At 38.9% G+C, this 14,297-nt stretch carries 10 protein-coding genes; 8 read left to right on the forward strand and 2 right to left on the reverse strand.

Translation table 11 applies throughout. From position 1 onward, the window contains the following. The first annotated feature begins 33 nt into the window (after positions 1-33). The 6 genes from DRF61_RS00565 to DRF61_RS00590 all read left to right on the forward strand — a co-directional run bounded on the left by DRF61_RS00565 (position 34) and on the right by DRF61_RS00590 (position 10,549). Positions 34-2,952 (forward strand): SusC/RagA family TonB-linked outer membrane protein, encoded by a 2,919-nt coding sequence (locus tag DRF61_RS00565; RefSeq protein ID WP_111953000.1) that lies wholly within the window; start codon positions 34-36, stop codon positions 2,950-2,952. Between the two features lie 11 nt (positions 2,953-2,963). Further along, positions 2,964-4,514, forward strand: a complete 1,551-nt coding sequence (locus DRF61_RS00570) for a RagB/SusD family nutrient uptake outer membrane protein (RefSeq protein ID WP_111953585.1) — start codon at positions 2,964-2,966, stop codon at positions 4,512-4,514. Between the two features lie 3 nt (positions 4,515-4,517). Continuing rightward, positions 4,518-5,942 (forward strand): glycoside hydrolase family 30 protein, encoded by a 1,425-nt coding sequence (locus DRF61_RS00575; RefSeq protein WP_111953002.1) that lies wholly within the window; start codon positions 4,518-4,520, stop codon positions 5,940-5,942. Positions 5,943-5,951: 9 nt separating this feature from the next. After that, complete coding sequence (bglX, locus tag DRF61_RS00580) at positions 5,952-8,174, forward strand: beta-glucosidase BglX (RefSeq protein WP_111953004.1); 2,223 nt, start codon at positions 5,952-5,954, stop codon at positions 8,172-8,174. An 83-nt stretch (positions 8,175-8,257) separates the two neighbouring features. Further along, a complete protein-coding gene (locus tag DRF61_RS00585) occupies positions 8,258-9,067 on the forward strand; it encodes a glycoside hydrolase family 16 protein (protein ID WP_111953006.1) in 810 nt (269 codons plus the stop codon). A 42-nt stretch (positions 9,068-9,109) separates the two neighbouring features. Further along, positions 9,110-10,549, forward strand: a complete 1,440-nt coding sequence (locus DRF61_RS00590) for a glycoside hydrolase family 30 protein (RefSeq protein ID WP_111953008.1) — start codon at positions 9,110-9,112, stop codon at positions 10,547-10,549. Positions 10,550-10,628: 79 nt separating this feature from the next. Here the strand turns inward: DRF61_RS00590 and DRF61_RS00595 are convergent, their stop codons facing one another. Together DRF61_RS00595 and DRF61_RS00600 are read right to left on the reverse strand one after the other, a co-directional pair. Then, positions 10,629-11,438 (reverse strand): enoyl-ACP reductase FabI, encoded by an 810-nt coding sequence (locus tag DRF61_RS00595; protein WP_111953010.1) that lies wholly within the window; start codon positions 11,436-11,438, stop codon positions 10,629-10,631. Positions 11,439-11,557: 119 nt separating this feature from the next. Next, entirely contained in the window at positions 11,558-11,857 is a 300-nt protein-coding gene (locus DRF61_RS00600) for a hypothetical protein (RefSeq protein WP_111953012.1), read from the reverse strand. 143 nt (positions 11,858-12,000) lie between these two features. Between DRF61_RS00600 and DRF61_RS00605 the strand changes: the two genes are divergently transcribed. Both DRF61_RS00605 and DRF61_RS00610 read left to right on the forward strand, forming a co-directional pair. Further along, positions 12,001-12,561, forward strand: a complete 561-nt coding sequence (locus tag DRF61_RS00605; RefSeq protein WP_111953014.1) for a DNA-3-methyladenine glycosylase I — start codon at positions 12,001-12,003, stop codon at positions 12,559-12,561. Positions 12,562-12,824: 263 nt separating this feature from the next. Further along, the gene (locus DRF61_RS00610) at positions 12,825-14,204 is read left to right on the forward strand and encodes a hypothetical protein (RefSeq protein ID WP_111953016.1); all 1,380 of its coding nucleotides are present in this window, start codon (positions 12,825-12,827) and stop codon (positions 14,202-14,204) included. Positions 14,205-14,297: the final 93 nt, after the last annotated feature.

Below are 14,297 nucleotides of genomic sequence, written 5' to 3' on the forward strand. Positions count from 1 at the left end.
GTCTCAATTTGAGAATTAAAAAACTAACTGTATATGAATCTAAGAGTATCAAGAAGTCTGGGAGTAGTTGCTGTGCTGTATTTTACAGCTAATTTCAGTGCACAGGCCAGCGTACAAGACACTGTTCCGAAAGAGAATAAAATAGAGGAGGTTATTGTGATCGGTTACGGTACACAGAAAAAAAGTAATGTGACCGGAGCTATTGCAAGTATTAAAGCAAGCGACATAGAAAACATTCCGGCAGGTAAACCTGAACAGGTATTACAGGGAAGAGCTGCGGGTGTTTCTGTAGTGACGAATTCCGGGCAGCCCGGAGCTGCTGCTACGGTACGGGTGCGTGGAATTACCAGTTTTGGTGCAGGTAGTAACAGCCCTTTATGGGTGGTGGATGGTATTGTAGTAGACAATATCGGATGGCTGAACCAATCTGATATAGAAAGTATGGAAGTCCTGAAAGATGGGGCATCATCTGCTATCTATGGGGTTTCTGCAGCAAAGGGAGTAATTCTGGTTACGACAAAAAAAGGAAAGAAAGGAAAACTGAGTCTTTCGTACAATGGGTTTTATGGTTTTTCAAATACTTCCAAAAAATTAGACCTTTTAGATGCTACTCAATATGCAAACATCATTAATGAAGGGTTTGTAAATGATGGGGGAACACCTAGATATGCCAATCCCGGATCACTTGGAAAGGGAACAAACTGGCAGGATGCTATCTTCGGAACCGGTGAAAAATCTTCTCACGAAATAAGTATTACAGGTGGTAATGAAAAGTCAACCTATTATACTTCGTTTGGATATTTTGATCAAACGGGTATTGTCATGAGCGATATCTCTTATTATAAAAGGATAAATGCCAGATTTAATTCAACACATAAAGTTACAGACTACCTGACCATAGGCCAAACCTTTGCGTATACACACGTAAAATCTCAGGGAATCAGTGCCAACGAAGAATTCGGTGGTCCATTAGCTTCAGCAGTTAATTTAGATCCTACCACTCCGGTAGTCGTTACAGACTGGTCTTTAGTAGATCCTAACGGTTATACCAACCCATATATTATCCGTGACGAAAATGGTAATCCATATGGAATTTCCCGTTATGTCAATCAGGAAATGACCAATCCACAAGCTTTCCGCCACATCCAACAGGGAAATTATAGCTGGTCGGATGACTTTGTCGGGAATGTTTTTGCTGAGCTTAAATTTCTTGATCACTTCACTTTCAAAACAAGTTTAAATGGTAAGAAGTCGTATTGGGGAAGCCGCACTTTTACGCCGAAATATTATTTGAGCCCTAATTTTAACAATACCAGCTTCAACAGTCTGAATAAGGTAGACGAAAATAAATTCGAATGGAGTATGGAAAATACTCTGACCTATCAGAATAAATTCGGCGATCATAATTTAAGTGTATTGTTGGGACAGGGAGTTTACCGATATAATATTGCTGGCGGGGCAAGTTTGACCTATAGTAATCTGCCTATTGATAACTGGCAGGATGCATCTTTCAACTTTAATATCCCTCAGGATGATATTACGGCTACAGGATGGGATGGAATACAGACCCGTAAAGCATCTTATTTTGGTAGAATTATTTACGATTATGCAGATAAATATCTATTTACTGGAACTATCCGTAGAGACGGTTCTTCAAAATTTGCCACGAATCAGCATTGGGGAACTTTCCCTTCCATGTCATTAGGATGGAATGTTCATAAAGAAAACTTCTGGCCTCAAAATAAAGTGATCAATAATTTGAAATTAAGAGGAGGGTACGGAGTTTTAGGAAATGATGAAATGGATAACTTCAGATTTGCAAGTTTCATGGTTTCCGGAAGCAACTATACCACTGCCGGAAATAATATTATCATAGGATATGCACCAAGTACACTGGAAAATCCGAACCTGAAGTGGGAAGAGACCAGCCAGCTGAATATTGCAGCGGATTTGAAACTTTTCAACAACTTCACTTTTACAGCAGACTGGTACAAAAAGAAAACATCTGATATCTTAAGACAGGTGAATATCCCTGGTTATGTAGGTGTTCCTAATTTGCCTTGGGCAAACGTTGGAGATATGGAAAACTCAGGATTAGAACTTGAGCTAGGTTACAAAAAGAACTGGGAAGATTTTAGCATTTCGGTTAACGGTAACTTTGCTACTATTAAAAACAAAGTTTTACGATTAGAAGATGATATAGATTATTTCAACCTTGCCTCTTTTCAGACCATGGGAGCGGTATCCAGAGTAGCAGTAGGGCAGCCTTACGGATCATTTTACGGATACACATATAGTGGTGTTTTCCAGAATCAGACACAGGTTGATTCCTACGTCAATGCAACTGGAAACAAGTTATTACCTAATGCGAAACCAGGAGATTTTATATGGCAGGACAATAATGGCGACGGTAAAATTGATGACAATGATAAAGTAAACTTAGGAAGCTCTATCCCGAAATATACTTTTGGACTGACCGTCAATTTAAATTATAAAAATTTCGATTTTATGATGTTTGCACAAGGACAAGCAGGGAATAAAATTTTCCAGGGTTTAAGAAGATTAGATATGCTTGATGCTAATTATCAGACAAGGGTTTTAGATCGATGGACAGGGGAAGGTTCCACCAATAGTAACCCTAGAGTTACAAGGGATGATCCTAACCATAACTATTCCTGGATGTCAAATTATTATCTTCAAAAAGGAGATTATGTCCGTTTAAAAATCATCCAGTTAGGTTATACACTTCCTCAGGATGTTACAAACCGTTTTGGGATGAGCAAAGTAAGACTGTACGTAACGGGAGAAAATGTCTTTACTTTTACGAAATATACGGGCTACGATCCGGAAATCGCAGGAAGAAACAATTCCGAACAAGATATAATAGGAGTTGACAGAGCTTACTATCCACAAGCCAGAACATTTTTGTTAGGTGCTAATATCCAATTTTAATAATGAACAAAATGAAAAATAAGAATTTTTTATATAAAGGGCTTGCCATTACGTTTCTTACAGGCCTGAGTTTTAGTAATATTGCCTGTAGTGATTCATATCTGGATGACGTAAAGAATTCAGGGTCTTTTAATACCGATCTGTATTTTCAGAATGAACAACAGTCTTTCAGTGCATTGGTTTCCGTATATGATATTTTAAGAAAATATTCCGGAGGATTCGAGAATACGGTCACTTTTTTTAATGCAGGATCTGATGACTTTTATTCCGGAGGTGGAAACTCCAATGATGGAGCAGGAATCCAGGGAATGAATAATTTTACAATTAATCCCAATACCATGCCTGCGAGTTACTGGAAAGATTTTTATCAAGGGATAGCACGTGCTAATCTCTTAATAGAAAAAGTTCCGGGAGCTACTATGGGTGAAGATATTAAAAAGAGATATATTGCAGAGGCCAAAGTACTCCGGTCCTTATATTATTTCGAATTGGTAAGAATGTTTGGAAATATTCCGTTAGTGCTCAAAACTATTCAGTTCGGTGATGATTACTGGAATATACCACAGGCGAAACCAAGTGATGTATATGCGCAGATAGAAAGTGACATCAATGCGGCCATTCCAGATTTAATGATGACGTCTAGCGGCAATGACAAGGGTAGAATTACACAAGGAACAGCCAGGGCAATATTAGGTAAAATTTATCTTTACGATAAAAAAATGCCCGAAGCAGCAACACAGTTGGCAGCAGTGAATGGTACACCGGGAGGAACCAGCCAATATGGATATAAACTTGTGGCCAACTATGCCGATCTATTCAAAGTGGGACCGGAAACTGCAGATCCATATAAATTTTCAACAGAATCAATTCTGGAAGTTATGCATACCAACAAAGGAAACTCCGACTGGGGATTCTGGGGACAGGGAAAAGATGAAGGTAACTCTATCAACGTAATGGTAGGACCGCGTTCTTATTCTTTAAAAAATGTTCCGAATAATAATGCACCGGATATTTATTCCGGATGGGCTTTTAATACAGTAACGAATGACTTCGTTAATTTCATGCAGGGGGATCCCAGATTAAATGTAACCGTTTTCAATGCGAAACAATTGGTCGCTGATGGTAAAATTTCTTACAGCCCTGCCTTTGCAGATACAGGATATTTCTTAAACAAATATTTACCTACGAACGATTTGAAAAGCTCACTTCCAGGACCGGCTGAATTGAATTTCAGACAAAATTATGTAGCCATAAGACTGGCAGATACTTACCTGATGGAAGCAGAAGCCTTAGGCGGTGCCGGAGGTAGAGCACAGGCTCTGTTGGATGCTGTGAGAGCAAGAGTAGGTTTAGCATCAGTTCCTGTTTCTTTACAGGCTATTAAAGACGAAAGAAGAAGAGAGCTTGCCGGAGAAGGACACAGATGGTTCGATCTTGTCAGATGGGGAGATGCTCCTTCTAAGCTTGCCTCTAAAGGATTTAAAGCAAATAAAAATGAAATTCTTCCAATTCCGTTCAATGAATTGCCAAATACTGCTTTAAAACAAAACCCAGGCTACTAAAACATGAAGTTTCACAGTTTATATAGTTTCTTTTTTAAAGGTACTGCGCTGCTTTGCGGCGTGGTACTTTTTCCTGTATCATGTGCGTCAGTAAATAGTGATAAAGAAAGTGTTCAATCCTGGCTGACGAAAGGAAATGAAAGTGTAAAATTACAGCAGCAGAGCCCGGTTAGGTTTACAACAAATGCCAATAACTGGCAGAATATTGAAATTGATGATACCCAGAAATTTCAATATGTTGACGGTTTTGGCTATACCCTGACAGGAGGAAGTGTTGAGGTGATCAACAGGCTTTCATCTTCAAAACGGAAAGCGCTTCTGGATGAACTTTTTGGGAAAGATAAAAATTCAATTTCCATAAGCTATCTGCGGTTAAGTATTGGAGCTTCCGATCTCGATGGTGAAGTTTTTTCTTACGACGATCTTCCGGAAGGCCAGACAGATCCGACGCTTTCAAAATTCAGCCTGGCAAAGGATAAAGATCTGATTGCGATGCTGAAAGAGATCTTGGCCATCAATCCCGATATCAAAATTATTGCAGCTCCATGGTCGTCTCCAGTTTGGATGAAGGACAACGGAAAATCCAAAGGAGGAAGCTTAAAACCTGAGTTTTATAAAGTCTATGCAGAATATTTTGTAAAATATATTCAGGGAATGCAAAAGGAAGGGATTACCATTGATGCCATTACGCCTCAGAACGAGCCTCTCCATCCCGGAAATAACCCAAGCCTGTATATGCCGTCTGAGCAACAGAAAAACTTTATCAAAGGTCATTTGGGCCCTGTTTTTAAAGCCAACAACATCAAAACAAAAATTGTTGTTTACGATCATAACTGCAACAAACCGGAATATGCCCTTGATATTCTGAAAGATCCGGAGGCGTATCAATATATTGACGGCTCGGCTTTCCATTTGTATGAAGGAGACATTTCGGCGTTAAGTACGGTTCACAACGCATTTCCCGATAAAAATTTGTATTTTACCGAGCAGTGGACGGGATCGAAGGGAACTTTTAATGAAGACCTGAACTGGCATGTTAAAAATGTAATCATCGGTTCCATGAGAAACTGGAGCAAAATTGCTTTGGAATGGAATATAGCAAATGATCCGCAGTACAAACCGCATACAGACGGAGGATGTACAGAATGTAAAGGGGCAATAACAGTTTCGGACAGTGAAAACTTCACCAGAAATGTCTCCTATTACATTATCGCACACGCTTCCAAATTTGTACCTGCAGGTTCCCGGCGTATTGCCTCCTCACAGACAGAAACACTTTCTACGGCAGCCTTTAAAACCCCTGCCGGAAAAACTGTACTTATTATCCAGAACGGAAACAGTACAGATGAAAGTTTTAATATCAAATATAACGGAAAGACTGCTCCGGTTACCCTTTCAGGACACTCGGCAGCGACTTATGTTTTTTAATTTAATATCATGAAAAAAACTTATTTCTTACTTGCAATTGCAGCATTAGGTATCAATGTCCACGGGCAGAAAACGATTGATCAGAAAGTAGCGGAACTGCTGTCTAAAATGACACTCGAAGAAAAAGTAGGACAGATGGTTCAGTATAGCGGATTTGAATATGCCACAGGGCCTCAGCAATCCAATTCAGCAGCAGTACTGGAAGAAATAAAGAAAGGGAAAGTAGGCTCCATGCTCAATGTAGCGGGCGCTGATGAAACCAGGGCTTTTCAGAAACTCGCTCAGCAATCAAGGCTGAAAATACCCTTACTGTTCGGACAGGATGTTATCCATGGCTATCGGACGACTTTTCCTGTTAACTTGGGTCAGGCAGCAAGCTGGGACCTGGCAATGATTGAAAAGTCTGAGAGAATTGCAGCCACAGAAGCTTCTGCTTATGGGATCCACTGGACCTTTGCACCTATGGTAGATATAGCAAGAGATCCGAGATGGGGAAGGGTAATGGAAGGTTCCGGAGAAGATACTTACCTGGGAACGCAGATTGGTCTGGCAAGAATTAAAGGATTCCAGGGAAAGGGCTTAGGAAGCCTTGATGCGGTAATGGCCTGTGCCAAGCATTTTGCGGCCTATGGAGCAGCTGTCGGCGGAAGAGATTACAATTCTGTAGATATGAGCTTACGACAGCTGAATGAAACCTATCTGCCTCCGTTTAAAGCCGCAGCTGAGGCTGGAGTAGCCACATTCATGAATTCTTTTAACGATATCAACGGAGTTCCTGCTACAGCCAATCAATATATTCAAAGAGAACTTTTAAAAGGAAAATGGAATTACAAAGGTTTTGTGGTGTCAGACTGGGGAAGTATCGGGGAAATGATTCCTCATGGTTATACCAAAGACGCTAACGAGGCCGCTGAAAAAGCTATATCAGGTGGAAGTGATATGGATATGGAAAGCCGCGTTTATATGGCAGAACTTCCAAAATTAGTTAAAGAAGGAAAAGTTGATATACAATTAGTAGATGATGCCGCAGGAAGAATTTTAACCAAGAAATTCGAAATGGGGCTTTTTGATGATCCTTACAGATTCAGCAATGAAAAAAGACAGAAAGAACAGACCGACAATCAGGAACACCGGAAATTCGGAAGAGAATTCGGTTCAAAAAGTATTGTTCTTCTGAAAAATAAAGGAAATATTCTTCCACTTTCAAAAACAGTGAAAACAGTCGCACTGATCGGACCTTTCGGGAAAGAAACAGTTGCTAACCACGGATTTTGGTCCATTGCATTTAAAGACGATAACCAAAGAATCGTTTCTCAGTTTGACGGAATTAAAAATCAGCTCGATAAAAATTCTACCTTATTATATGCAAAAGGATGTAATGTAGACGATCAGGACAGATCTATGTTTGCGGAAGCAGTGGAAACTGCGAAAAAAGCTGATGTGGTAATCATGACGTTAGGAGAAGGTCATGCAATGAGCGGTGAAGCCAAAAGCAGAAGCAGTATCGGTTTTTCCGGCGTACAGGAAGATTTATTGAAAGAAATAGCTAAAACAGGAAAACCTGTTGTTTTAATGATTAACGCTGGAAGACCTTTGATCTTTAATTGGGCAGCAGATCATATTCCTGCCATAACCTATAATTGGTGGCTGGGAACAGAATCAGGAAATTCTATTGCCGATGTTCTGTTCGGTGCAGTAAATCCCGGAGGAAAACTTCCAATGAGCTTCCCAAGAACCGAAGGACAAATTCCTATTTATTATAATCATTACAATACAGGAAGACCTGCGAAAAATAACACAGATAGAAATTATGTTTCAGCTTATATTGATCTGGATAATGATCCGAAATTTCCATTTGGTTACGGATTAAGCTATACGGATTTTAAATATTCTGACATGGTCTTAAGTTCAACCAGTCTTAAAGGAAACCAGACTTTAAATATCAGCGTAACGGTTTCCAATACAGGAAAATTTGACGGAGAAGAAGTCGTACAGCTTTACATCAGGGATCTTTTTGGGAAAGTAGTACGGCCTGTGAAAGAACTGAAAGGTTTCCAAAAAATATCCATCAAAAAAGGAGAAAGCAAAAAAGTAGACTTCAAACTGACCCCGGAAGACCTGAAATTTTTTGATAATGATCTGAATTATGATTGGGAAAGTGGAGAATTCAATATTATGGTTGGAACCAACTCCCAGGATGTTCAGACGAAAAGAATCAATTGGATTAAATAATTCAATAGGAGCGGGCTTTAGCCCGCTTAACATAATAAAAAAGAAAACGGCTTCAGCCAAAAATCTACATGACAACCACATTCATGAAAATCAAATTTAGAAATATCATTCAACTCTGTGCGGCCGGAATATTAGTTCTTTCTGTGGCAAGCTGCGTCTCAAACAAAGCAGGCTCCGGCAGAAAACTGGTCTGGAGCGATGAATTTAATGGGAAAGGTCTTCCCGATTCATTAAAATGGAATTATGATGTAGGAGGAGACGGATACGGAAACCAGGAAGCTCAGTTTTATACAAAGAAAAGAATTGAAAATGCCAGAATGGAAGGTGGAAATCTTGTTATTGAGGCCAGAAAAGAAAATTGGGATAAGAATAAGTATACTTCTGCAAGGCTTTTGACCAAGGGGAAATTCTCTTTCCAATACGGAACAGTAGAAGTAAAGGCAAAACTTCCCAAAGGCAGGGGAACATGGCCAGCCGTCTGGATGATGAGTGAGAATATGAAAAAATGGCCGGATGACGGCGAACTGGATATCATGGAACATGTAGGTTTCAATCAGGGGTATATCCATGCTTCGGTTCATACCAAAAAGTATAATCATATTCAGGGAACACAGAAAACGGATACTCTGATTGTAAAAGATGCCAGTGAAAAATTCCATGTATATAAAGTAGACTGGACGCCGGAAAAAATTGATGTCTATATTGACGATAAAAAGTTTTTCACGTATGAAAATAAAGAAAAAACTTATGAAGCATGGCCTTTCGATCAGCCTTATTTTATTATTTTAAATCTGGCAGTAGGCGGTTTCTGGGGCGGAAAAGAAGGAATAGATGACAGCATATTTCCGCAAAAGTATTATATAGACTATGTAAGGGTTTATCAAAATAAATAATGAAGAGAGGGCAGTTACGTCCAAAAACAGAAAGAAAAAATTATGAAAAAACTAATTGTAAGCTGTTTGGCAGTAGGAGCGTTTCTGAATGCTAATGCACAGAACTATTGGAAAAAGAACACAGGGAAAACAGCAAAGGTTATTCTTACCAACTCCAAGGCCAATGAGAAAATGGCAGATAAAGGAATGGTTAAGTTTGAGAAGTTCGGACAGCCCAAAGAAACGGATGCCTGTATTTTTGTAGATCCTGATTTTAAATATCAGAAGCTGATCGGAATTGGTGGGGCCATCACTGATGCATCTGCAGAAACCTTTTATAAAATGCCGGAGGACAAGCAGAAAGAGATTATAGAGGCTTACTTTGGAAAAAACGGATTGGGATACACCGTAGTCCGTACCAATATGAACTCCTGCGATTTTTCCAGTGATTCTTATACTTATGTAGAAGATAATGATACGGCTTTGAAGACTTTCAATATTGCCCATGACGAAAAGTATAAGATCCCGATGATTAAAGAAGCTCAGAAAGCGATAGGGAAAGATTTCACATTTTACTTCTCCCCATGGAGTCCGCCAGCATGGATGAAATCTAATAAAAGTATGCTGAAAGGAGGGCGGTTGGAAAATGCATTTTATCAGACCTGGGCAGATTATTACATTAAATTCATCAAAGAATATGAAAAAAGAGGAATCAACATATGGGGTCTGACTGTACAGAATGAGCCTATGGCGACACAGACCTGGGAGTCCTGCATTTATTCAGCTGAAGAAGAAGGCGAATTTCTTAAGAACAACCTTGGGCCGACACTTTGGAAAAATGGTTACAAAGACAAAAAGGTAATGATCTGGGATCACAACCGGGATTTAATCTATCAGAGAGCCACTACTACTTTAAGCGATCCTGAAACCTCGAAATATGCCAGCGGAATTGGGTATCACTGGTATGAAACCTGGAATAATAAAACGCAGCTTTTCGATAATTTATCTGAAACGCAGAAAGCTTTCCCGGATAAGTTCCTGGCTTTTACCGAAGGTTGTAAAGAACAGTTCAATATGTCCGGAATTTATGATGTGAGTCTTGGTGAACTTTATGGAAGAAATATGCTTAATGATTTCAATAAAGGAACAGCCTTATGGACAGACTGGAATGTGTTGCTGGATGAAACCGGAGGCCCAAACCATGTCGGAAACTTCTGTTTTGCCCCTATCATTGCTGATACCAAAACAGGAGAGGTACATTATACTTATGAATATTATTATGTAGGCCATGTTTCAAAATTTATCAAGCCTAATGCCCAGAGAATCGGAAGTTCTTCAAACAGAGCGGCTCTTACATCTACCACTTTCATGAATGAAAACGGCCAGCTGGTTACTGTGATCATGAATGATTCCGGGAATGATATTGAAACAAATCTGTGGATCGAAGGAATGGCTGCGAAATTATCTGCGCCGGCCCATTCTATACAGACTGTTATACTGTAACTTCATATTAACATTTTTATAGAACCGGCGGCCTCGTAGAGGCCGCCGGTTTATTGTTTACAGTATATTTTTAATGCTGTTATTCAACATCATATTTGCTGATTACTTTCTGAGTAACTCCTGAGCTGCTGAAACCACCATCATGGAATAAGTTCTGCATCGTCACTTTCTTAGTAAGATCAGAGAATAAAGTTACACAATAGTTGGCACAGTCAAGAGCTGTAGCATTTCCAAGCGGAGACATATCTTCAGCGTATCCAAGGAAGCCGCCGAAACCTTTCACACCGCTACCTGCTGTAGTAGGTGTAGGAGATTGGGAAACCGTGTTGACACGTACTTTTCTCTCACCCCAGTAATTTCCGAATGTTCTTGCAATACTTTCCAGATAAGCCTTATTATCAGACATATCATTGTAGTCAGGGAAAGTTCTCTGAGCTGCAATATAAGTCAGTGCTAAAATGCTTCCCCACTCATTCATGCAGTCTTTCTCCCACGCCACACGCATTACCTTGTGGAAAGAAACCGCTGAAATATCCCAGCCTTTTTCCAACCAGTCATAATTCATTTCAGTGTAATGCTTTCCTTTTCTTACATTTACGGACATGCCTATAGAGTGAAGGATAAAATCTATTTTCCCGAATTTTGCTGTCGCAGCATCAAAAAGTTTTTCAAGATCTTCTATAGAAGTAGCATCTGCAGCAATCACCTCAGAACCTGTTTTTTCTGCTAAACCATTAAGTTCTCCCATTCTCAAAGCAATAGGGGCATTTGATAAGATAAATTCAGCACCTTCTTCATGACATCTTTCTGCAACTTTCCATGCGATTGATTGCTCATTAAGGGCTCCAAAAATAATTCCCTTTTTGCCTTTAAGTAAACCGTATGACATAATTTTTTAATGTTTATTTGAATACAAATGTAGCAATAATTTGTGTTTGTAACATCATAAAAATGGAGCCTTATTGATTTAAGACTCCATTTTCTTGAAATATTTATATGACTGAAATTTTAATTGGTTTTCTTATTCCATTCTGCTTTTGCATCTTCCGCAGCATCTTTAGTTTTTTCCCAAGCTTCGTTTGCCTTATCTTTTATGTCATCCCATGCATCTGCAGCATTATTCTTTACTCTTTCAAACCAGTCTTCCTGCTGTGCCTCTTCATCATTATTCCTCTTTTCATTGATGTAATCTTTTGCTTTGGCTGCCAGGTCATCAATTTTCCATTTAGCATTGTCTGCTGCATTCTTTAAAGAGTTTTCTGTGTTATTTACTGCATTTTCCGCTTTGTTGTATTCTGAATTGTTCATAATATATAATATTTTATTGTTGTGTATACGTAAATAAACAATAACTATTCCTAAAACCTGGAAATGCTGTTAAACTTTTCTTAATCTTTTGTTATACTTTTCAAATCAGTATTATCTTTAGTACAGTATAAAAAATTACTATTATGGAAAAAATACGATGTGGCTGGTGTGAGAAAGACGATCTGTACCGAAAATATCATGATGAGGAATGGGGAAGGCCCGTATACGATGATGAAACTATTTTTGAATTTCTGATCCTTGAAAGTTTTCAGGCGGGACTGAGCTGGTATACGATCCTTTCTAAAAGAGAGAATTTCAGAAAAGCTTTTGATGATTTCAATTATAAAAAAATTGCAGCTTATACGGAAGAGAAAATGGAGGAGCTTATGAACGATCCCGGCATTATAAGAAACCGGCTTAAGATAATGGCTACAGTAACCAATGCGCAGAAGTTTCTGGAAGTTCGGAAAGAGTTTGGAAGCTTTTCAGAATATATATGGGGTTTTGTAGGTGGAAAGCCGGTGGATAACTGTCCCAAAACTTTAGGTGATGTTCCGGCTGTAACAGATATTTCTGATATTTTATCTAAAGATCTGAAGAAAAGAGGTTTTAAATTCGTGGGATCTACAGTGGTTTATGCTCATATGCAGGCCACCGGAATGGTGAACGATCATATTGAAAGCTGCTTCGTAAGACAAAAATAAATTTTATTTTATTCATTTTTACGTGATTTTTTTATATATAATGTAATTTAATTTTTTATATGATAGAAGATATAAGGCCTTTGGAACTGTGTTGTTATTAGGTTTCATGCTTTTTAATTCATGATAATGTTTCAATTATAAGTGATTAACGGTGGATTTAATCACTATTAAGTGTATATTTATTGATTTGATAAAAAATATGGCTATTTTGTTTTAAATTCGTATATTTGCATCCTCAAAAAATAAACTATAGCAATAAGGCGATGCAAAGCAAATTCAAACTTCAGCTCTTTCTTCTTTTTTTACTGATTAATAATTTTATTATCGCACAGGTGGGGATTGGTTTACCTGAGCCTGATTCTTCTGCTATGCTGCACATCAGTTCAAAAAATAAAGGAGTGCTTTTTCCAAGTGTGTCTTTAGCATCCAATATAGATCAGTTAACTATTCGAAATCCGGCTGAAGGGCTCATTGTTTGGAATAATGGACAAGGAAGTTTAACGGAGACCGGGTTTTATTACTGGAATAAGGGCAAATGGAATATGCTTGCCACCTTTGCAGGAACGAACGGAAACGGAGCCGGCGGAGGAAGTGTCGCTCCATTTTCAGCATGGAATAGCTCGGCAACAAACAGCGGTAATTCGGCTGGAGCTAATACCAATCTTTCTTTAGGGACCAATACTTCAGATGATCTTATTTTTAAAGTAAATTCTACCACAGTAGGACATTTGGGTGTAAATAACTCAATAAGTTTTGGTATGGCAGCTCATGCAGATCAGAATGGTATTGCTCTGGGTAATTCCAGCAGTGCTTACCAGGGAATTGCCATCGGAACAAATACATCTGTTACGGCCAATGAATCGGTAGCCTTGGGAGCCAATACTAAAATTTCCGGTTATCAGTCAACTGCAGTAGGATTCAATGCCAAAGTAACAATGAATGAAGCTACAGCAATAGGAAATAATGCGGAAGCATCAGGCTTTCAATCGATCGCAGCAGGGTATAATGCCAAAACAACAACAAATGATGCGACGGCTTTAGGTAAAAATTCAACAGCATCAGGCTTTCAGTCTACTGCAATAGGATATAATGCAAAAACAAGTTCTAACAGTGAAACGGCTGTAGGATATAATACAGTGACCAATAATCAGAATTCTACGGCAATAGGATCGGGAGCGAATGCTTTGGGGCAGTTTTCTTCAGCGATTGGATATGGAGCGGCGACTTCCCAAGCTAATGCAATTGTCATTGGAAATAATAATGCTAATGTTGGAATAGGTACAGGATTCCCTAATACATCTGCTAAATTGGATGTAAATGGTGGATACAAACTGGGGGAAAAGGGGAGTGTACAAAAAAACCAGATCAGTTTTGAAGCCTGGCCATCGGTTTCTGTGAATAATCTGCCCCCCGGAAAATCTGTTATGCTCGAAATTCCTGTTCCTGCGAGTATGCAGCCGGGTTCTGTAAGAGCGGCAATTGTAGTTTCTCCGGCGGGCGATTTTGCAGGCAATACTTCTTTTTCGGTATCCAATCCAAGAATGACTTCTACTACAAGTGTTACAATTAATCTCACAAATATCTCAGGCGGACCTGAAAGTTTGTATTCAGGGCATTTTTATGTGATGATTAATGAGTTTTAAATTGGAAAAGTCTTACAAGCTATGCCATTGGTCCTGTAATTTTTAGATATCAAAATGAAAAAACCGCCATAAAGCGGTTAATTATATAAAAAC

The sequence above is a fragment of the Chryseobacterium lathyri genome (assembly GCF_003290185.1).
In the GTDB taxonomy this organism is placed as follows: domain Bacteria; phylum Bacteroidota; class Bacteroidia; order Flavobacteriales; family Weeksellaceae; genus Chryseobacterium; species Chryseobacterium lathyri.